The following is a 20,489-nucleotide window of genomic DNA, read 5'->3' on the forward strand; positions in this document are numbered from 1 at the left end:
TCAGACCGCCCACCAGCCGGTGCTGTCCGGTGCGAGCACCGTCTCGCCGCCGTCCACGACCAGTTCCGCCGAGGCGAGCAGCAGCGTGCCCGGGGCGGGTATGCGCACCGGCTCGCCGCTCGCGTTGACCGTGCAGACGAAGGAGCCGCGGCGGAAGGCGAGCGTGCCCTGCGGGGCGTCCAGCCACTCGACCCCGGTGCCCGCGCCCAGGTCGGGCTGCGCCCGGCGGACGGCGAGCGCGCTGCGGTAGAGCTCCAGGGTGGAGGTCGGGTCGCCGGTCTGCGCCTCGACGCTGAGTTCGGCCCACTGGGCCGGCTGCGGCAGCCAGGACGGCCCGCCGGCGACCGGTCCGAAGCCGTACGGCGCCTCGGTGCCGGACCACGGGATCGGCACGCGGCAGCCGTCGCGGTAGCCGTCCTGTCCGGCCTGGCGGAAGAAGGACGGGTCCTGGCGGACCTCGTCGGGCAGGTCGGTGACGTCCGGCAGGCCGAGCTCCTCGCCCTGGTAGACGTAGGCGGAGCCGGGCAGCGCGAGCATCAGCAGGGTGGCGGCGCGGGCCCGGCGCAGGCCGAGCGCGCGGTCGCCGGGGGTGCGGATCTGGGTGCCGAGGCCGGGCTCGTTGGCGAAGCGGGTCGCGTGCCGGGTGACGTCGTGGTTGGACAGCACCCACGTGGTGGGGGCGTCGACCGGGCGCATCGAGTCGAGCGAGACGTCGATCACCTCGCGCAGCGCGGCGGCGTCCCAGTCGGTGCCCAGGTACTGGAAGTTGAAGGCCTGGTGGAGCTCGTCGGGGCGGACGTAGTTGGCGGTGCGCTGGACGGTCGGGGTCCAAGCCTCGGCGACGCCGATCCGCTGACCGGGGTACTCGTCGAGGATCCCCCGCCAGCTGCGGTAGATCTCGTGCACGCCGTCCTGGTCGAAGAACGGCATGACGTCGTTGCCGAGCAGCTTGAGCTGGTCGGAGCCGCCGAGGTCGGGCAGGCCGGGGGCCTTGACCAGGCCGTGGGCGACGTCGATGCGGAAGCCGTCCACGCCCATGTCGAGCCAGAACCGCAGGATCGAGCGGAACTCGTCGGCGACGGCCGGGTTCTCCCAGTTGAAGTCGGGCTGCTCCGGGGCGAACAGGTGCAGGTACCAGTCGCCGGGGGTGCCGTCGGGGTTCTCGGTGCGGGTCCAGGCCGGGCCGCCGAAGATGGACTCCCAGTCGTTGGGCGGCAGTTCGCCCGTCTCGCCCTTGCCGGGGCGGAAGTGGTAGCGCTCGCGCAGCGGGGACGCGGGGCCGTCCCGCAGGGCGCGCTGGAACCACTCGTGCTGGTCCGAGGAGTGGTTGGGGACGAGGTCGACGATGATCCGCAGGCCCAGGTCGTGGGCGTCGCGGATCAGCGCGTCGGCGTCCAGCAGGGTGCCGAACATCGGGTCCACCGCGCGGTAGTCGGCCACGTCGTAGCCGGCGTCGGCCTGCGGGGAGGCGTAGAACGGCGAGAGCCAGACGGCGTCCACGCCGAGGTCGCGCAGGTAGGGCAGGCGGCTGCGGATGCCCGGCAGGTCGCCCATGCCGTCGCCGTTGGAGTCGGCGAAGCTGCGCGGGTACACCTGGTAGATGACCGCGTCCCGCCACCAGCCTCTGGACGCACTGCCAGTCACCGGAGCCAGGGCGGCCGCCTCGTGAGCGGTGTCGGCGGCGGGCCGGGAGGTGTCGGCCAGGTTCTGGGTCATGGACGGAATCCCTCGGGGAATAGAGGAGCGAGGAGCGCTGAGACGGGTGCTGGCGAGTGCCGGCGTGTGCCGGCGTTACGACTTGGAGGCGCCGGCGGTCAGGCCGGTGACCAGGTGTCGCTGCACCAGGTAGAAGAAGACGGAGGACGGGATCGCGATCAGCACCGCGGTCGCGGCCATGAAGTTCCACTGGGCGTCGTGCTCGCTGACGAAGGTCTGCAGGCCGACGGCCAGCGTGTACTTGTCGGAGCTGAGCATGAAGGTGGAGGCGAACGCGACCTCGGCCCAGGCGGTCAGGAAGGAGTAGAACGCGGCCACCGCCAGGCCCGGGCGGGCGAGCGGCAGGACCAGCCGCCAGAAGGTGCCGATCGGGCTGAGCCCGTCGACCCGGCCGGCCTCGTCGATCTCCACCGGGATGGTGTCGAAGTAGCCCTTCAGCAGCCAGGCGCAGTACGGCACGGTGGTGGTCGAGTAGACCAGGATCAGGCCGGTGTAGCCGTCGAGCAGGCCGAGCTCGGACAGGATCGTGTACATCGGCACGATCAGCACCGCGATCGGGAACATCTGGGTGACCAGCAGCGACCACATGAGCGGCTTGTGGCCGGGGAACTTCATCCGGGAGACGGCGTAGCCGGTGGTGGCGGCGACCATGACGCCGAACACCGTGGTGATGCCGGAGACCAGGAAGGAGTTGCCGAACCAGGTGAAGAAGTCGGTGCCGAACAGCACGTGGTCGTAGTTCGACAGGGTCAGCTTGCCGAGGATCTTCCCGGGGTGGAGGTAGTCCGTCTTGTCCGGGCCGAGCGAGATGTAGAGGATCCACAGCACCGGGAACAGGGCGATCAGGCTGGCGAGGATCAGGGCGCCGTGGGACAGCGCGGTGACCAGCGGGCCGCTCTCGCCGCGGCGGCGGACCTTGGCGGGCCGGGCGGCCGGTGCGGGGCGCGCGGCCGGCGCGGCGGCTTCGGTGGTGGTGCTCATCGAGGGTACCTGCCTTCGTGGGTCAACTGGGTCCGGGGCCGCAGCCGTTGGCCTGTTGCTGTTGGCCTGTTGGCCGTTGGCCTGCTAGCCGTTGGCCTGCTCGTTGCGGGCGAGCCAGCGCCGGTAGAAGGCGGTGAAGACGATGAGGATGGACAGCAGGATCACGCCGTACGCGGCGGACTGCGCGTAGTCCCGGGGCTGCTGGCCGAAGCCGAGGCGGTAGGCCCAGGTGACGAGCAGCTGGGCGTCGGAGCCGCCGCTGGTGCCGAACAGCAGGAAGATGACGGCGAACTGGTTGAAGGTCCAGATCACGCCGAGCAGGACGACGGTCGAGGAGACGGTGCGCAGTCCGGGCAGGGTGACGTGGCGGAAGCGCTGCCACGGGGTGGCGCCGTCCATCTCGGCGGCCTCGTACAGCTCGGCCGGGATGGACTGCAGGCCGCCGAGCAGCGAGATCATCATGAACGGCACGCCGACCCAGGTGTTGACCAGGACGGCGGCGGCCTTCTGCGCCAGCGGGTCGTCCAGCCAGCCGGGCTGGGGCAGGTGGAGGGCGGAGAGCAGGCCGTTGACGGCGCCGCCGTCGGCGAGCATCAGGCGCCAGGAGAAGACGGTGACGAAGGTCGGCACGGCCCACGGGAGGATGAGCAGCATCCGGTAGACGGCGCGTCCGCGCAGCTTCTTGTTCAGCAGCAGGGCGAGGCCCAGGCCGATGGTGTAGTGGAGGACGACGCACAGCACCGTCCAGGTGATGGTCCACACGAAGTGGGACCAGAAGCGGTCGTACGAGCCGGGGCCCCACAGGATGTCGGCGTAGTTGTGAAGGCCGACGAACTTGTAGCTGGCCGGGATGTGGTTGACGCCGATGGTGCGGGCCGAGTTGAGGCTGTTGGCGTCGGTGAGGGTGAGCCAGACGCCCTCGACGAGCGGGTAGAGCACGAGCACGCCGAGCACGAGCACGACCGGGGCGGTCATCGCGTAGGCGTACCAGTGCTTGGCGTAGGAGCGCTTGAGGCGCTCCAGCGGGCCCGGACGCTGCTCGCGCGGCCGGCTGCCCTTGCCGGTGGCGCCCTGCACGGCGACTGACATCGATTACACCTTCTCGGGGGAGGTCTCGGGGAGAGCGGGTCCGGCCGCCTCGGGAGGAGCGGGTCCGGCCGCCGGGCCCGCCGGGGTGAGGGACGTGGGGGTGTCCCTCACCCGCGGCGGGCCGGGCGGCTGACGGCTACTTGGCGAAGCCCGGGAGGAGCTTGGCGTAGTCGGTGGCGACGGTGTTCAGCGCGTCCTGGGTGCTGGTGCCCTGGACGGCCTTGCCGAGGTTGGTGCCGAGCGAGGCGAACAGCGAGCTGTACTCGGGCAGTTCGGGGCGCGGCTTGGCGCTGGCGAGGACGGCCTGGAAGCCGGCGATGCCCGGGTCGGCCTTGACGTCGGCGGTGAAGGCGTCGGAGCGGGTCGGCAGGGTGGAGTTCTTCTGCGCGATGAACGCCTGGCTCTCGGCCGAGGTCATGAAGGCGGCGAACTTCTCGGCGGCGGCCTTGTGGGCGGCGTCGGAGCCGGCGTAGACGGAGATGTTGTGGCCGCCGGTCGGGGCGCCGGCCTTGCCGCTGGAGCCGGCCGGGACGGCGGCGATGCCGAGGTTCTTCTTGTCGGCGAAGGCGGAGCCCTTGTAGATGTTGGTGATCTCCCAGGGGCCCTGGATGATCGCCGCGACCTTGCCGCTGTTGAAGGCGTCCATCATGTGGGCGTAGGCGTCGGTGGTGACGTCGGCCTTGGCGGTGCCGGGCGAGGTGAACATCGACTTGTAGGTCTCGATGCCCTTGACGGCCTCGGGCGAGGTGATGGTGATCTTCTTGCCGGCGGCGTCGACGGTGTCGGTGCCCTCGCCGAACAGGAACGGCATCGCGTAGTAGCCGTCGGCGGCCTTCAGCCAGAAGCCGTCGACGCCGTCCTTGTCCTTGATGGTGGCCGCGTCGGCCTTGAGCTCGTCCCAGGTCTTCGGGGCGTCGGTGATCCCGGCCTTGGCGAAGAGGTCCTTGTTGTAGAGCAGGCCCAGGGTGTCGGTGACCAGCGGGACGCCGTACAGCTTGCCGTCGTACTTGGCCTGCTGGACGAGGCTGGGCTGGAAGGCGGAGGTGTCGGCGGCGGCCGGGGTGCCGTCGAGCGGCTCCAGGTAGCCGGCCTTGGCGAAGGCGGCGGTCCAGCCGACCTCGGAGCGGAACACGTCGGGCGCGCCCTTGGCCCCCATGGCGGTCTGCAGCTTGTTCTGCGCCTGGTCGAACGGCACGTTGACGAAGTCGACCTTGACGGTCGGGTTGGCCGCCTCGAACTTCTTGACCAGTTCCTGGTAGTTCGGCGCCTCGTTGGTGGCGTTCGAGGTGTCCCAGTACGTGAGGGTGACCGGCCCGTCGGCCTTGCCGTCCGAGCTGGAGCCGCTGCTGCCACAGGCAGCCATCGAGACCGCGAGGGCCACAACGAGGGCAGAGGCCGCGATGCCACGCCGCATGAGAACTCCTTGGGAGGGTGGGGGTGCCCGAGATGTTCGGAGACAGGCGCATAATGGCTGCCTCGTGCCGACTGCACCTTCGCTGCCGTCGGGCTGGAAGGAAGTTAACAGCGGGCGAAACGTCACGGAAACCCCTTGCAGAAACTTTCTGCAAGAAACGCCGATCGTTACAGCCGCGTGTCCTGGATGTTGCCGCACGGTAGTGGACAGCGCCCGGCTATGTCCGGCTTTGACCGTTCCGCTCCATCGGCCTGTGGCCTGGAACACCACCCTGCGTGGCGGAAAGCCGCTTGCAGGACACTGGGTGGCATGCGCATCAGACCAGCCGTGAAGGACGAACTGCCCCTGCTGTGCGAGCTGGAACGGGCCGCCGGAGCCCCGTTCGCCGCCATCGGCATGCCGGAGATCGCCGAGGACGAACCCCCGACCCCCGGGGAACTCGCCCGCTACCTGACGGACGGCACCGCCCTCGTCGCGGTCGACGACGGCGACCGCCCCATCGCCTACCTGCTCGCCGAACCGGTCGACGGCGCGTGCCACGTCGAGCAGGTCTCGGTGCACCCCGGCCACGCCCGCCGGGGCATCGGCCGCGCGCTGATCGAGCACCTCGCCGCCACCACCGACGCCCCCGCGCTCACCCTCACCACGTTCGCCGACGTCCCGTGGAACGCCCCCTACTACGCCCGCTGCGGCTTCCGCCCGCTCGCCGACGGCGAACTCACGCCGGGCCTGCGGGAGATCCGCCGCCAGGAGGCCGAGCACGGCCTCGACCGCTGGCCCCGGCTCTGCATGCGCCGGGACCTGCCGGCGCGCCAGGGGGTCATCGACTAGTTCGTCCCGAAGCGCAGGACGGTCGTCGAGCGGAACTCCTCCCCCGGGCGCAGCACCGTGCCGGGGAAGTCCGGGTGGTGCGGCGAGTCCGGGAAGTGCTGCGTCTCCAGCGCGACCCCGGCGAACGGCCCGTACGCCACCCCGCTCGCGCCCGTCACCGCGCCCTGGAACTTGTTGGCCGTGTAGACCTGGACGCCCGGCTCGGTGGTCAGCACCTCCAGGGTGCGCCCGCTGACCGGGTCCTCCAGCAGCGCCGCCCGGGCCGGGGTGCCGTCGGCCGGGCGCGGACGCAGCACCCAGTTGTGGTCGTACCCGCCGGGCCCGGTCAGCTGCGGGTGCTCGTCGTGCACGGACTTGCCGATCGGCCGGGCCGTCGTGAAGTCGAACGGGGTAGCGGCCACGGGTTCGATCCGCCCGGTGGGGATCTGCCGTTCGTCGGCCGGGGTGTAGGCGTCGGCGTCGAGGGTGAGCAGGTGGCCGAGGACGTCGCCGCTGCCTTCACCCGCGAGGTTGACGTAGGCGTGGTTGGTGAGGTTGACGACGGTCGGTTTCGTGGTGACGGCGCGGTAGGCGATGGTGAGCTCGCCGCCGGCGTCGAGGGTGTAGGCGACGGTGACGTCGAGGGCGCCGGGGAAGCCCTGGTCGCCGTCCGGGCTGTGCAGCCGCAGTTCGACGCCGCCCGGGATCCCGGTGGCGTCCCACATCCGGTTGGCGAAGCCGTCGGGGCCGCCGTGCAGGGTCATTCCGCCGCCGGTGGGGGCGAGCAGGTGGTCCTCGCCGTCGATGGTGATCCGCGAGCCGTCGATCCGGTTGGCGTAGCGGCCGACGACGGTGCCGTAGTGCCGGGCGGGGCCGAGGATCTGGGCCAGTTCGTCGGTGGCGAGCAGGAGTTGGGCGCGGCGGCCGGCGCGGTCGGGCGCGGTGAGGGTGTGCAGGGTGGCGCCGAGGGTGAGCACGCTCGCCTCGTACGGGCCGGCGGTGAGCGTCCAGCGCTGGATCGCGGCGCCCGCGCCCGAGGCGTCGAGGGGTTCGTGGCGCACGCCGGTGGCCTGAGTCGCCATGCCCTGCTGCTCCTCACTGGCGGCCGGGGCGGGTGCCGCGGTCGCGCCGAACGGGGGTCGATCCGGGGGGGTCGGTCCAGGGGTCGGCCGGGAACCGACCGGGGATGGGACGGGGTGGAACGGGGGTGGGCCGGGAATACCGTCAGGAAGCCGGCCGTGGCCGCCCCGGTCTGCGTCAGCCTAACGACGGGAACGGCCGCGGGGGCGCTCCCGAACCCCCGCGCGCCGCCCGAGCGCTTCCGTCCGCCGGGCGCGGACGCCCGGCCGCGACGGCGGCCCGAGCCGAAGGACACGCTCTACGCGTCGCCCGCCTCTTCCTGCTCCGCGTCCCCGGCCGGCCGGGTCGGCTGGGCCGGCGTGGTCGGCCACGTCGGCCGGGTGGCACGCGGCTGGCCCGGCAGCCCGAGCGCGGTGGCCAGGCCGTCCGGCCCGCTGCCCGCCTTGCGGTAGACCGCGGCCAGCCGCCGGTTGACCAGGCTCAGCTGCAGCCCGAGCTCGTCGGCGATCCGCTGCGGCGGCACGCCCCGCAGCGCCAGCTGGGCGACGTCCCACTCCGGCTGGCTGAGCGCCTCGCGGGAGGCGCGGAAGTCGCCCAGGCGGTTGGGCCGCAGGCCGTAGTTGGCGAGCTCCCGGCGCGCCTGCTCGACCAGGCCCTCGGCCGAGCAGTGCTGGGCCAGCTCGATGCCCTGGTACAGGTACTCCTGGGCGTCCTCCAGCCGCCCGACCCGGCGCAGCGCCGCCCCGAGCTCGACCAGCGCGACGGCGTGCTCGTAGCCGGCCGGGGACTGGCCGAGGTAGGCCACGGCCTGCTCCAGGAGCTCGACCGCCTGCTGGCCGTCCTCGATCTGGGCGTGCAGCCGCAGCGCGGTGCCGATCGCCGAGGCGGTGCCGAAGGTCCGGGCGTCCCGGACGGCCTTGTGGGCGTACTCGCGGGCGCGGTCGGGCTCGTCCTGGGCGATGGCGATGGCGAGGTGGCCGGCCCACGGCGCCCAGACGGTGTTGTGCCAGCCGCGGGCCTCCAGCTGGGCGCCGGCCTCGGTGAGCGCGGCGGCGGCGCCGGCGTAGCGCCGCTTGGCGACGAGCAGCTTGCCGTACAGGGAGGGCGCGTCGGGCAGGACCATCGCGGTGTCGTGGTACGGCGGCTGGAAGCCGAAGCCGGTGGCGAGGTCCCAGGCCTCCTCGACGCGTCCGCGGGCGAGCAGGGTGTCGACGAGCACGCCGACGGCGTCCCACGCGAGCGGCAGCTTGGGGGCGATCCGCTCGGAGAGGCGCAGGGCGCGGCGCAGGAAGTCCTCGGCCTCGGCGAGCAGGCCGCGGCGGAAGCGGGCGAGGCCCATCAGGAAGTAGGCGAAGCCCCGGTGGGCACCGCTCCACCCGGCGACCTCGGACTGGACGATGGCGTCGGCGAACAGCCGCTCGGCCTGGGCGATGCGGTCGTTGTACGTGTAGGTGAGGCCGAGCATCGCGGGCAGCTCGAAGCCCCAGGTGCTGTCGGTCCAGCCGAGTCCCTTGGGCAGCCGGCCGGCCTCCAGGACGTCGTCGGCGTGGGCGAGCGCGTCGACGGAGGGCTTGCCGCGCAGGGTGAGGTCCCAGGCGCGCATCGCGAGGACCGCGCGGTCGGCGGGCTCGCGGCCGGTGAGGCCCTCGCACATCTCGCCGAGCCGCCGGGAGCGGCCGGGGCCGTCCTCCTCGGACTTGCGGAAGGCGTGCCACATGAACGAGGCGGCCTGGAGCCGCAGCCGGCCCGCGGCGTCGTCGGTGGCGGCGACCTCCTCCTGGCACACCAGCGCGGCCTCGCGCAGTTCGCCGCTGTGCGCGAGCACTTCGGAGAGCCGGAACGTGGCGTCCACCCGCAGTTCGGGGCGCAGCGGCCCCTCCTCCGGGTCGAGGGCGAGCTTGAGCTGGTTGACGGTGGCGACGGGGTCGGTGAGCAGCGCGGAGCAGCCGAGTTCGTAGAGCACCTCGGCGCGGATGCCGTCGGCGGGCGGCTCGTTGAGGGCGCGGTGCAGGCAGCGCTGGGCGGCTTCGGGGGCGCCGATGAGCAGGTGTTCGGCGGCGGCCTTGCGCAGCTTGCGCACGGTGCGGTCGTCGCCCTCGCCCGCGAAGGTCTCGACGAGGTGGCGGGAGGCGGAGAGCAGGCCGAGCCCGGCGTTCTCGATCTCGGCCGCGGCGACGCCGTGCATGCCGGTGCGGGTGGCCTCCGGCATGGTGTTGTAGATCGAGCTGCCGATCAGCGGGTGGACGAACTCCAGGTTCCCGTTGGGGGTCTGGGTGAGGACGCGCTGCTTGCGGAGCTGCTTGATGGACTCGCGGGCGCCCTCGGCGCTCTGGGTGGAGATGCGGGTCGCGAGGTCGATCCGGATGTCGGTGCCGAGCATGGCGCAGGCCCAGGCGAAGCGCAGGGTGCTGGCGCCGAGCCGGTCGAGCCAGGTCTTGAGGGTCATCCCGTTTGCGTCGACGGCGAGTTCGCGCAGTTGGACGGAGTTCTCCTCGACCGGTTCGAGCTCCTGGTCGCGGACCTGGTCGAGCAGGGCGATGGCCTCGTAGGGGTTGCCGTTGACGACGTTCCAGAACTCGTAGCAGAAGGCGTCCTCGGCCTTCTCGCCGAGTTCCGCCCGGATGATGTCCGTGACCGAAGTGAGGGAGAGGCGGTTGAGCTCGTGCCGACGGGTGGCGAGCTTGAGGACGGTGGAGTGGTGGGGGTGGGCTTCGGGTTGCCAGTCGTGTTCGTCCTCGCGGAACGCGAAGACGAGCAGGACGGGCAGTTCGCGTGCGCGGACGGCGAACTGGGTGAGCCAGGACAGGGATTCCAGGTCGGCCCAGTGCAGGTCGTCGACGATCATCACCAGGGGCGCGCTGCGGGGCGCGAGCTGGGTGAGGACGTAGTCCAGTCCGTCGCGCACGCCCTGCGGGTCGAGCCGGCGGGCGCCGGCCTTGGGCTGCTTGAGGCCCATGGCCGGTCCGACGACCTCCTCCCAGGTGCCCATGACCTGCCGGAACTCGGCCGGCGGGAGACCGGTGAGCGCGGGCTGCAGGAGCTGGCGCAGCACGTGGTAGGGCTCCTTGACCTGCTGTTCGCCGCCGCGCGCGAACAGCACGGTGGCGCCGTCGCGGAGCTTGGCGGTGCGCCGCACCTCGTGGAGCAGGCTGGTCTTGCCGATGCCGGGGCGGCCGGAGATGGTGAGGAGTTCGCCGATCTCGGTGCCGCCGGCGGCGAATTCGCGGCACAGCTTTTCGACGGCGGTCTCGGCGGAGCGCAGTTCCGCGTCACGGTCGCGCAGCCTGACCCGGGGAGCGGCGCCGTCCCCGTCCCGGCCGGGGCCGGTTCCCGCCCGAAGTCCGTTGCCCTGCTCGGTCACGTCATGCCTCCGCCGCTCCTGCTGACTCCCTGGTCGTGTGCCGAGGTTAGCGCCGCGGGGGGCGTGCCGTGCGGCATTCGCGCAGGCTGAGACGGACGGTGAGGGTTCGGACGGCTTGCCAAGGGCAATTGCCCTATATCCCTAACGTCCGATCATTACATCAGATACCCTACGGCCCGCGAGGCGAAGATGATCTTGTCCTGCCACCCTCACGCACGGAGCCTCGCTGCGTCAACTCCCCCCACACGCCGTGTCCGAACCGTTAGCGCCCCCACCCTCCGCTGCACCGGGAGTCCGATGTCTGACGACACCTCACTTCAGATCCCGTTCCCGCACCGCCGCAGTTCCCACATCCCGCACGCCGCCGCGCTGCACCGCGACTGGCTCCACCGGCACCCGCTGCTGGCCGACGCCGACCGCCCCGGGTACGCCCACTGGGAGATCGTCGAGCTCGCCGCCCTGGGCTACCCGGACGCCGGACCGGACGAACTCGCCCTCGCGGCCGACCTGATGGGGTTCTACTTCCTCTTCGACGACCAGTTCGACGGCCCGCTCGGCCGCCGGCCCACCGAGGTCGCCCCGATCTGCGAGCGGCTCATCGCGGTCCTGCACGGCGCGCGCGCCGACCAGCGCTCCCCCGTCGAGACCGCGTTCGCGGATCTCTGGGACCGCAGCGCGCGCGGCATGCCCGCCCGCTGGCAGGCCCGCGCCGCCTACAACTGGGAGTGGTACCTGGCCAGTCACCCCGCCGAGGCCGCCGGCCGGATCTCCACCCGCCCGCCGGACCGGGCCGGCTACCTCGTGCTCCGGCGGGGCACCGCGGCCATGGAGACCATCTTCGACATGGTCGAACGGCTCGGCCAGTTCGAGGTGCCGCCCGCCGTCCTGCACCACCCGGTGCTCCGTCAGCTGCGCCAACTGGCCGCCGACATACCCTCGTTGAGCAACGACGTGCGGTCCTTCCCGCTGGAGGCCCCGCGCGGCGACGTCAACAACCTCGTGCTGATCGTCCAGCGCGAACGCCGCTGCTCGGCCGAGGAGGCCTGCGCGGTGGTCCTCGACGAGGCGCAGATCATGGTGGAGCGCTGCGGCGAGCTGCACGCCCAGCTCCCCGAGGTCTACCGGGAGCTGGGCCTGTCCCGGGTCGAGGCGAGCATCGCCCAGCGCTACGCCGACGGACTGCTCACCTGGCTGGCCGGCTACCAGTACTGGGAGTCCCGCACGGGCCGCTACCACTCCGTCTGACGTCACTCCGTCAGACGTCACTGCGTCCGACACCGCGCCGTCCGACCGCTCCGCCTGGCGCCGGACACCCACCGGCACCGCACCAGGGCCGCCCGCCTCTCCCCCAGCGCCGCACCCGCCGACGGCGGGGCGCCGCAGGGCGGCCCCGGTCCGACGCGGCCCCGCCCCCGGGACCCCGCGCCCCGGGGCCCCGGACACCCCGGAGCCCGTGCACCCGACGCCCGACGCGACGCGCGCCCTGGTACCACGAGGCGCGCGGCCGGGCCCCGGCGATCTCCACAACGGCCGGAACGCGCACCCTCCGTACACGAGTTCCGTACGGACCGTAGCCGCGCCGCGCCGTCGCGACTATCGTGCTCGGCGGCGGGCGCCCCGGCGGGCCCCGCCGCGAGCGCGCGTTCACATCCCTCCCGCCGGACCGCTCCCGAACCGTGCGGTCCGGCCCGCCGCCCGGCCGCAGGACAGGACACGGGCAGCGCCCGACGTCGCGAGGAGACACCAGAGCATGACGGTCTACCAGCCGCCCGGCACCCCCGACAGCATCGTCGCCTACCGTCCGCGCTACGAGCACTGGATCGGCGGCGACTGGGTGCCGCCGGTGCGGGGCGAGTACTTCGGGAACCCGACCCCGGTCACCGGGGAGGTCTTCACCGAGGTCGCCCGCGGCACCGCCGAGGACATCGAGGCCGCCCTGGACGCCGCCCACGCCGCCGCGCCCGCCTGGGGGCGCACGTCCGCCGCCGAGCGCGCCCAGGTGCTCCTGCGCCTGGCCGACCGGATGGAGGCGAACCTGGAGCGGCTGGCCGTCGCGGAGAGCTGGGAGAACGGCAAGCCGGTGCGCGAGACCCTCGCCGCCGACCTCCCGCTCGCCGTCGACCACCTGCGCTACTTCGCCGGCGCGCTGCGCGCCCAGGAGGGCGGCATCTCCCAGCTGGACGAGGACACCGTCGCGTACCACTTCCACGAGCCGCTGGGCGTGGTCGGCCAGATCATCCCGTGGAACTTCCCGATCCTGATGGCGATATGGAAGCTCGCCCCGGCGATCGCGGCCGGCAACGCCGTCGTCCTCAAGCCCGCCGAGCAGACCCCGGCCTCCGTCCTGCTGCTCGCCGAGCTCACCGCGGACCTGCTGCCGCCCGGCGTCGTCAACATCGTGACGGGCTTCGGCGAGGAGGCCGGCGCCCCGCTCGCGGCCAGCCCCCGCATCCGCAAGATCGCCTTCACCGGCGAGACCAGCACCGGCCGGCTCATCTCCCGCGCCGCCAGCGACAACCTGATCCCGGTCTCGCTGGAGCTCGGCGGCAAGAGCCCCAACGTGTTCTTCGAGGACGTCGCCGACGCCACCGACGCCTTCTACGGCAAGGCCGTCGAGGGCTTCGCGATGTTCGCCCTCAACCAGGGCGAGGTGTGCACCTGCCCGAGCCGGGCGCTGATCCAGTCCTCGGTCTACGAGCGCCTGCTCGCCGACGGCCTGGAGCGGGTGCGCGCGATGCGCCAGGGCAACCCGCTCGACACCGAGACCCAGGTCGGCGCGCAGGCCAGCGCCGAGCAGCTCAAGAAGATCCTCTCCTACTTCGACATCGGCCGCGCCGAGGGCGCCAAGGTGCTCGCCGGCGGCGAGCAGGCCGACCTCGGCGGCGCCCTGGCCGGCGGGTACTACGTGACGCCGACGGTCTTCGAGGGCGACAACCGGATGCGGGTCTTCCAGGAGGAGATCTTCGGCCCGGTGGTCTCCGTCACCCGCTTCGACGACTTCGCCGAGGGCGTCGCGCTCGCCAACGACACCCAGTACGGCCTCGGCGCGGGCGTCTGGACGCGCGACCTCAACACCGCCCACCGCGCCGGCCGCGCCATCCAGGCCGGCCGCGTCTGGACCAACTGCTACCACGCCTACCCGGCCCACGCGGCCTTCGGCGGCTACAAGAACTCCGGCATCGGCCGGGAGACCCACAAGGCGCTGCTGGAGCACTACCAGCAGACCAAGAACCTGCTGGTCAGCTACTCGCCCGACGAGGTCGGCTTCTTCTAGGCCTCCCGACAGGCCTCCTGACCAGGGATCTCGGTCAGGGACCACGGCCAGGAACCACGGCCAAGGATCACGGCCAGGTCCTTCGGCGGCCGAAGTCGTCGCGGGTCGGGAGACCGCTGCCGGTCTCCCGATCCGCTGCCACTCCCCGTGACATCAGGGCAAATACCACCAAATCGCCCATTTGTTGATCCAAGCACATGAATGCGTGAATTTCGCCGACGCGCCGCCGACATGCCCGGACCCGCCCGGCGAACGTCGTACACAGGGGCTCCCGTCACTTCCAACCCGGGAGCCCCGATGACCATCTCCCCCGCCAAGCTCTCCGACCCCACCGTGCGCGCCTTCGTCGCCGCGATCAACGCGAACGACCGCGCCGCCTTCCTCGCCACCCTCACCCCGGACGCCACCATGTCCGACGACGGCTCCGACCGCGACCTGATGCAGTGGATCGACCGGGAGATCTTCGAGCCGAACGGACACATGGACGTGCGGACCGAGTCGAACGACGGCCACGCCCTCGTCGCCGACTTCACCAACGCGACCTGGGGCGAGATGCGCACGGCCTGGCGGTTCACCGTCCAGGGCGGGAAGATCAGCCGCTTCGAGACCGGCCAGGCCTGAGCGGCACCGGCCGGGCCCGGGCGCCGCCGGCCGGACCCGAGCGCCGGCCGGCCCGCTACCCGTCGAGCCCCAGGCACCCGCGCACGGCGCGGATGAGGTTGCGCGAGCGGATGTCCCCGGTCACGCCCGGCTGCATCCCGTTGGTGACGTAACCGAAACCGAGCCCGAGGTCCGGGTCGGCGAAGCCCAGCGAGCCGCCCCGGCCCGGGTGCCCGAAGCTCGCCCGGGACGCCATCGGCGCCGTCGGGCCGTGCCGCCAGAAGCCCAGGCCGAACGTGGAGTTGACGATCAGCACCCGGTCCGGGCCGCTCACCGCCGGGCCGACCGCCCGGGCCAGCACCTGCGGCCCGAGCAGCGGGGCGAGCGTGCCGCCCGAGCCGTCGTGCCGGTCCGCCGCCCCGACCAGCGCCGCGTAGAACCGGGCCAGCGAACGGGCCGTCCCGATACCGCCGGCCCCGGGGATCTCGGCGGCCTGCACCGCCGGGTCGTTGAGGTCCACTCCCGGACGCACCGAGGCGAACGAGCGGGCGGTCAGCGAGGACGGGTCCTGGTAGGCGTCCCGGACGGACTGCTTGGGCCGCAGCCGCAGCCCGCTCGGCCCGGTCCTGGCCGCCTCGGGGGCGGGCAGGTCCACCAGCCGGCCGACACGCGGCGCCGCGCCGGCCGGCAGCCCGATCCACAGGTCCAGGCCGAGCGGCCGGGCGATCTCCTCGGCGAAGTACCGGCCCACGGTGCGCCCGCTCGCCCGCCGCACCACCTCGCCGACCAGCCAGCCGAAGGTGTACGGGTGGTAGCCGTGCGCGGTGCCGGGCTCCCAGGCGGGCTCCTGCGCGGCCACCGCCGCGGCCGCCCGCTCCCAGGTCAGCACGTCCTCCAGGCGCAGCGGCACGTCCAGCGCGGGCACCCCGGCCTGGTGCGAGAGCAGCCAGCTCACCGGCACCCCGCCCTTGCCGGCCGCCGCGAACTCGGGCCAGTAGGAGGCCACCGGCGCGTCCAGGTCGAGCTCGCCCCGCTCGGCGAGCAGGAGGGCGGTGGTCGCGGTCAGGCCCTTGGTGACCGAGCGCAGCACCTGCGCGGTGTCCGCCGTCCAGGCGACGGCGGGCGCGGGCCGGCCGCCGACCTCGGGCCGGGCGTCGCCGCCCCACAGGTCGACCACCTTGCGGCCGCGCACGTACAGCGCGAAGGCGGCGCCGAGCTCGCCGTAGTCGCGGAAGTTCCGCGCGAAGGCCTCCCGCACCGGCTCGAAGCCCTCGGCCGTCTCGCCCCAGATCTCCGTCATCGCGCGCCGTCCTCAGCTCGTCCGGCCCGATCGGGCCCGACCGCACCTGTCCGTACATGTCTCTGCACGTGTCCGAATGTGTTCGCGCCCGCGTTCGAACCGGGCCCGGAAACCCTAACCTGTCCGTCATGACCAACCCTGCCGCAGTGAACCCCGCCGAAGAGCTGCTGGACGTCGTCGACGAGCACGACCGGGTGATCGGAACCGCGGTGCGCGGGGAGGTGTACCGGCGGGGCCTGACCCACCGGTGCGTCTTCATCCTGGTCCGCGACCCGGCCGGGCGGATCTTCGTCCACCGGCGCACCGACACCAAGCTCTTCGCCCCGGGCGCGTACGACATGTTCGTCGGCGGCGTCGTCGGCTCCGGCGAGACGTACGGCGAGGCGGCCGTCCGCGAGGCCGAGGAGGAACTGGGCGTGAGCGGCATCGCCCCGCGCCCGCTGTTCAAGTTCCTCTTCCGGCAGGACCACCTGTCCTGGTGGTGCGACATGTACGAGGCCGAGTGGGACGGCCCGGTCTCCCCGCAGGAGTCCGAGGTCGCCTGGCACGACTGGCTGACCCCCGCCGAACTCGACGCGCGCCTCGCCCGCGACGACTTCGTCCCCGACGGCCGCGAGGCCTACCGCCGCTACCTGGACTTCCGCGCCGCATAGGGCCCGTTGCGCCCGCCGGATAAGGTGGCGCGCATGGCCTCCCGTACGCCGTCGCCGACGGCCGCCCGCACCGGACGGACCGCCGGCCCGGACCGGACCCCGGCGCCCGCCGCGCCCGCCGCGGCGGGCGAGCGCCCGCGCCGCCGGCTGAGCGTCGACGAGCGGCGCGAGCAGCTGATCGCCGTCGCACTGGAGCTCTTCAGCGTGCGCCCGCCGGAGGAGGTGTCGATCGACGACATCGCCGCCGCCGCAGGCGCCTCCCGGCCGCTGGTCTACCACTACTTCCCCGGCAAGCAGGCGCTGTACGAGGAGTCGCTGCGCCGGGCCGGGCGCGAGCTCGCCGGACGCTTCGAGGAACCCCCCGAGGGGCCGCTGTCCGAACGCCTCTTTCGTGTGATGGGGCGCTACCTGGACTTCGTCCAGAGCCACGGACCCGGCTTCGCGGCGCTGCTGCGCGGCGGCTCGGTGGCCGCCAGCGCGGGCACCTCGGCGGTGATCGACGAGGTCCGGCGGGCCGCCCACGACCAGATCCTCGGCCACCTCGCCATCCCCGACCCGAGCCCCGGGCTGCGGCTGACCGTCCGCGCCTGGATCGCCAACGCGGAGATCACCTCGCTCGAATGGCTGGCCGAGCGCTCGGTGCCGCTGGAGGAGCTGCAGCTGCACCTGGTGCAGGAGTTCGTCGCCGCGCTGGTCCTCACCGCCGCCCGGGAACCGGCCCTCGGCGCCGAGCTCGCGTCGTTCCTCGCCGACGAACGGCCGGACGGGCCGACCGGGCGCCTCGTGCACGACCTCGCCGGACTGCTCGCCGTGCCCGGGATCACCGAGGCGCTCGGGGCGCTCGCCGCTCCGCCCGCTCAGCCCGTCGCCGACGGGCCGTCGGCGCAGGCCACGGAGTAGCCGGCCCCGGCTTGGCCGGTGGTCCGCAGGACGGCCGCCGGTTCTGCCCCGACGGTGGGCTCTGATAGGAATGACCACGGCCGGGAACAGCCGCGGACCCCGGCGGCATGCCACCGGGCGCGCGCCCGGACCACCCGGACACCGACCGCGGACGCACCAGAGCGGGGGGCTCAACAGTTGACCCAGGACGGCCAGTTCGACAGCCAGTTCGGCGGCCGGTTCGACGACCGGTCCACCGCGGAGGCCAACCCCTTCGCCGCCGCGGAGCAGGTCAGCGCGACCCTCTCCACCCTCACCGACGCCCTCCTCGACGGACGCACCTCCCGTCACCCGGTGGCCTCGCTCGACCCGCGGCGCGGGTCGAGCGGGTCGTCGGAGCGGCACCCGGCCGCCGAGGAACTGTTCGGCCTGCCGCTGGCGCCCAACGGACCGGTGCACGCCGCCGTCGACCGGCTCGGCACCGTCGTCACCGCCGGAACGGCCCGCCCCGGCACCGGCGCGCCGGTCGCGGAACGGGCCGTCACCGCGCTCCTCGCCCGCTACGGCGGCGGCGCGGTGCGCGGCACGACCGCCGACCGCGGCACCGCCTCCGCCGCGCTCTTCCAGCTGCCCGTCACCGGCGAGATCGCCGACCCCAAGCTGCGCCCGCCGTTCGCGCCCGCGCTGGCGGCGCTGGCGGGCGGTCAGCAGACCCGACTGCCCGTCGAGCTGGCCACCGGCGCCGGCACCGAGGTCCGCCTGGTCGTCCCGCCCGGCTTCCACCCCGTGACCTCCCCCGACGGCCCCGCGGGCGTCTCGTCCCGCGCGGTGCCGCCGCTGGGCGCGACGCCGGACGGAACGCCGGACGGAGCGGCCGGCCACGGCGCCGACCGGGCCGTCGCCGCGGCCGTCGACGGGCTGACCGGACACCTGGCCGAGGTCGCCGAGGAACTGTTCAGCGCCACCGGCCCCGGCCCGCGCCGCGACTTCGCCGTCATCACGGCCGCCCTCGCCGACGTGGTCCACGCCGCGGGCGCCGTCTACGCGGGCGTCTGCGCCCTGGAGGCGGACGGCCGCACCACCGAGGCCACCCTGGTCGTCTCGCTCGCCCGGCACCCGCTGCCGATCACGGCGCTCGCCACCGAACTCGCCACCGTCCGCCGGCACGCCGAGGTGTGGACGGTCCTGCTGCCGGCCGGGCCGGCCGCCGTCCTGGTCGAGGGCCGGACGGTCCCCGTGCCCGGGGCGCTGGCCGCCGACGGGCAGCGACGCTGGGTGGTCACCTCGGTCGTCGAGGCGTTCGTCCCGCTGCCGGACGGTGCGTCGGTGCTCTGCGTCCAGCTCTCCACGGCGCAGCCGGAGGACTGGGACCTGTACACGGAGGCGTTCGCGGAGCTGCTGAAGAGCGTCCAGTTCGGGTGGGACGGCACGCCGGGCGTGCCCGCGCCCGTACCCCTGCCTCTGCCCGCCGAACGGGAGGCGGCCGTGCCTCTGGACCACAACCCGTTCGCCGCGCTCGCCGACGCGACGGCCGTGCCCGCGGCCGAGGACGACCCCGCACTGCGGGGCACCCCGGTGGCCGTGCTCCCGCCGGACTTCAACCCCTTCGCGGCGATCGCCGACGGGCCGGACCGGAACGAGCAGGGCGAGAACAAGCCTGACGAGGAGCGCGAGGCGGAACGCGAGGAGAACGAGCCGGACGGCGACCCGGCCCTCCGGGGCACGCCCGTGCGGGTGCCCCCGCCGGACTTCAACCCCTTCGCCCCGGAAACCCTCCCGCCCCTCCCGGGCAACGAGCCGGAGGCCTCCCCGGCCGGCGCGCCCGCCGTGGCCACCGACCCGTTCGGCACGGTGGTGGCCGACGAACCGAGCGACCCCTTCGGCACCACGCTCGCGTCCCAGCGTCCGCCCGTCCCGCCGCCGCCGTCGGTCCCGCCGCGCATCCCCGCCCAGGTCGACGGCCCGGGGCACGCGCCGACGGACGACGAGGACGGGCCGGACGGCGACCCGGCCCTCCGGGGCACGCCCGTGCGGGTGCCCCCGCCGGACTTCAACCCCTTCGCCCCGGAAACCCTCCCGCCCCTCCCGGGCGAGGCCCCGGACGGCACCCCGGACGGCACCCGCTCCGGCGCCGACACCCCGGCCACGCCCCCGATGCCGGAGGCCCGGCCGTTCGGCTGAGCCGACGGCGGCGGGCAGACGGCGGCGAGCAGACGGATGACAACTGACAACTAACAGATTTCAGATTTCGTTCGCTGAAATCTGTTAGTTGTCAGTTGTTCGCTGTCACCTGTCCGCCGTCGCCCGTCAGCCCCCGCCCGACCGCCGGGCGATCACCGCGCCGATCCCGTCGAGCATGCGCGCCACCCCGAACGCGAACAGCGCGTCCAGGCTCATGTCGATCTCCGGCCCCCGGTTCAGCGCGTCGAACATCGGGAACCGCTCCGGGTCCGCCATCAGCTGGTCCCGCTCCTCGCCGTCCTGGCGGTCCATCCACTCGTCCGCGGACATCCCGCTGTCCTGGACGGCCTGCGCCTCCCGCTCGAAGTGCACCGCCAGCCCACACACGAAGGCCGCCAGCGTGACCGACGCCTGGGCCATCTCCTCGACGCCCAGCCCCAGTCCGGCGAGCGCGGCCAACGTGCGCTCGGTGTGCACGGCCGCGTCCGGCGCCAGCACCGGCCGGGTGAACGACATCGTGCCCGCCAGCCACGGGTGCCGCCGGTAGATCCGCCACTGCAACCGGGCGACCGTCTCCAGCGCCTCCCGCCACCCCGCCGGCAGCGGATCGGGCAGCGGCTCCTCGCCGAAGACCCGGTCCGTCATGAGCCTCAACAGCTCGTCCTTGCCCGGCACATGGCGGTAGAGCGACATCGTCGCCACACCGAGGTCGGTCGCGATGCGCCGCATCGACAGCGCCGCGATCCCCTCCTCGTCCGCCACCCGCACGGCCGTCGTGACGATCCGCTCCCGGGACAGCTCCCGGTCTCCACCCCGCTCCGCGACCCGGTCCCCACCCCGCGCCGCCCGCCGCGCAACAGCCGTCCCCGAAGGTCCGGTCGAGCCGCCCGGAGCCGCGAGGGCGGCCGACGGACCAGCAGCAACAGGACCCCCCGCCACCACCGTCCCGACCCCGGGCACCGCCCGGACCAGCCCTTCCTCCCGCAGCCGGCTCAGCACCTTGGTGGCCGTGGCCATCGCGACCCCCCACTCCCGGGTGATCGCCCTGGTGGACGGCACGCGCTCCCCGGGCGCCAACTCCCCCGAGGCGATCCGCCGTCGGAGCTCCGCCAGGATCCGCCCCGACGGCGTCCCGTCCTCCGCCATGCCCA

General features: G+C 73.5%; 15 protein-coding genes. 7 read left to right on the forward strand and 8 right to left on the reverse strand.

Going from position 1 to position 20,489, the window contains the following annotated elements:
* The 4 genes from ACFVU9_RS06595 to ACFVU9_RS06610 all read right to left on the reverse strand — a co-directional run bounded on the left by ACFVU9_RS06595 (position 1) and on the right by ACFVU9_RS06610 (position 5,200).
* Positions 1-1,716 (reverse strand): glycoside hydrolase family 13 protein, encoded by a 1,716-nt coding sequence (locus ACFVU9_RS06595; RefSeq protein WP_380442147.1) that lies wholly within the window; start codon positions 1,714-1,716, stop codon positions 1-3.
* Between the two features lie 75 nt (positions 1,717-1,791).
* Positions 1,792-2,697, reverse strand: a complete 906-nt coding sequence (locus tag ACFVU9_RS06600) for a sugar ABC transporter permease (RefSeq protein WP_387590655.1) — start codon at positions 2,695-2,697, stop codon at positions 1,792-1,794.
* Positions 2,698-2,781: 84 nt separating this feature from the next.
* Entirely contained in the window at positions 2,782-3,786 is a 1,005-nt protein-coding gene (locus tag ACFVU9_RS06605; RefSeq protein WP_359972458.1) for a sugar ABC transporter permease, read from the reverse strand.
* A 136-nt stretch (positions 3,787-3,922) separates the two neighbouring features.
* Entirely contained in the window at positions 3,923-5,200 is a 1,278-nt protein-coding gene (locus tag ACFVU9_RS06610; protein WP_380442152.1) for an extracellular solute-binding protein, read from the reverse strand.
* Between the two features lie 309 nt (positions 5,201-5,509).
* Here ACFVU9_RS06610 and ACFVU9_RS06615 point away from each other — a divergent pair, with 309 nt between their 5' ends.
* Positions 5,510-6,031, forward strand: a complete 522-nt coding sequence (locus tag ACFVU9_RS06615) for a GNAT family N-acetyltransferase (protein WP_387590658.1) — start codon at positions 5,510-5,512, stop codon at positions 6,029-6,031.
* On the opposite strand, the gene ACFVU9_RS06620 is transcribed toward ACFVU9_RS06615, so the two are convergent.
* Together ACFVU9_RS06620 and ACFVU9_RS06625 are read right to left on the reverse strand one after the other, a co-directional pair.
* Positions 6,028-7,092, reverse strand: coding sequence for an aldose epimerase family protein (locus ACFVU9_RS06620; RefSeq protein WP_387590661.1), 1,065 nt, complete (start codon positions 7,090-7,092; stop codon positions 6,028-6,030). The two genes, ACFVU9_RS06615 and ACFVU9_RS06620, sit on opposite strands and share 4 nt — an antisense overlap.
* 296 nt (positions 7,093-7,388) lie before the next feature.
* Positions 7,389-10,451: an ATP-binding protein gene (locus ACFVU9_RS06625; RefSeq protein WP_387590664.1), complete on the reverse strand. Its 3,063-nt coding sequence runs from the start codon at positions 10,449-10,451 to the stop codon at positions 7,389-7,391.
* Between the two features lie 297 nt (positions 10,452-10,748).
* On the opposite strand from ACFVU9_RS06625, the gene ACFVU9_RS06630 reads away from it, so the two are divergent.
* The 3 genes from ACFVU9_RS06630 to ACFVU9_RS06640 all read left to right on the forward strand — a co-directional run bounded on the left by ACFVU9_RS06630 (position 10,749) and on the right by ACFVU9_RS06640 (position 14,346).
* Positions 10,749-11,696: a hypothetical protein gene (locus ACFVU9_RS06630; protein WP_380503005.1), complete on the forward strand. Its 948-nt coding sequence runs from the start codon at positions 10,749-10,751 to the stop codon at positions 11,694-11,696.
* A gap of 505 nt (positions 11,697-12,201) precedes the next feature.
* Entirely contained in the window at positions 12,202-13,725 is a 1,524-nt protein-coding gene (locus ACFVU9_RS06635) for an aldehyde dehydrogenase family protein (protein ID WP_387590667.1), read from the forward strand.
* 297 nt (positions 13,726-14,022) lie between these two features.
* A complete protein-coding gene (locus tag ACFVU9_RS06640; RefSeq protein WP_380442165.1) occupies positions 14,023-14,346 on the forward strand; it encodes a nuclear transport factor 2 family protein in 324 nt (107 codons plus the stop codon).
* Positions 14,347-14,401: 55 nt separating this feature from the next.
* Here ACFVU9_RS06640 and ACFVU9_RS06645 read toward each other — a convergent pair whose 3' ends face one another.
* Positions 14,402-15,625, reverse strand: coding sequence for a serine hydrolase domain-containing protein (locus ACFVU9_RS06645; RefSeq protein WP_380442167.1), 1,224 nt, complete (start codon positions 15,623-15,625; stop codon positions 14,402-14,404).
* A 128-nt stretch (positions 15,626-15,753) separates the two neighbouring features.
* Here ACFVU9_RS06645 and ACFVU9_RS06650 point away from each other — a divergent pair, with 128 nt between their 5' ends.
* The 3 genes from ACFVU9_RS06650 to ACFVU9_RS06660 all read left to right on the forward strand — a co-directional run bounded on the left by ACFVU9_RS06650 (position 15,754) and on the right by ACFVU9_RS06660 (position 19,338).
* On the forward strand, positions 15,754-16,278 hold the full coding sequence (locus ACFVU9_RS06650) for an NUDIX hydrolase (RefSeq protein WP_380442169.1): 525 nt from the start codon (positions 15,754-15,756) through the stop codon (positions 16,276-16,278).
* Positions 16,279-16,311: 33 nt separating this feature from the next.
* Positions 16,312-17,178, forward strand: coding sequence for a TetR/AcrR family transcriptional regulator (locus tag ACFVU9_RS06655; protein ID WP_380442171.1), 867 nt, complete (start codon positions 16,312-16,314; stop codon positions 17,176-17,178).
* Between the two features lie 177 nt (positions 17,179-17,355).
* Positions 17,356-19,338, forward strand: coding sequence for a hypothetical protein (locus ACFVU9_RS06660; protein WP_387590670.1), 1,983 nt, complete (start codon positions 17,356-17,358; stop codon positions 19,336-19,338).
* A 126-nt stretch (positions 19,339-19,464) separates the two neighbouring features.
* On the opposite strand, the gene ACFVU9_RS06665 is transcribed toward ACFVU9_RS06660, so the two are convergent.
* On the reverse strand, positions 19,465-20,484 hold the full coding sequence (locus ACFVU9_RS06665) for a TetR/AcrR family transcriptional regulator C-terminal domain-containing protein (RefSeq protein ID WP_387590673.1): 1,020 nt from the start codon (positions 20,482-20,484) through the stop codon (positions 19,465-19,467).
* Positions 20,485-20,489: the final 5 nt, after the last annotated feature.

Origin of the sequence: Kitasatospora sp. NPDC057936 (assembly GCF_042887525.1) — a bacterium.
Taxonomy (GTDB): domain Bacteria; phylum Actinomycetota; class Actinomycetes; order Streptomycetales; family Streptomycetaceae; genus Kitasatospora.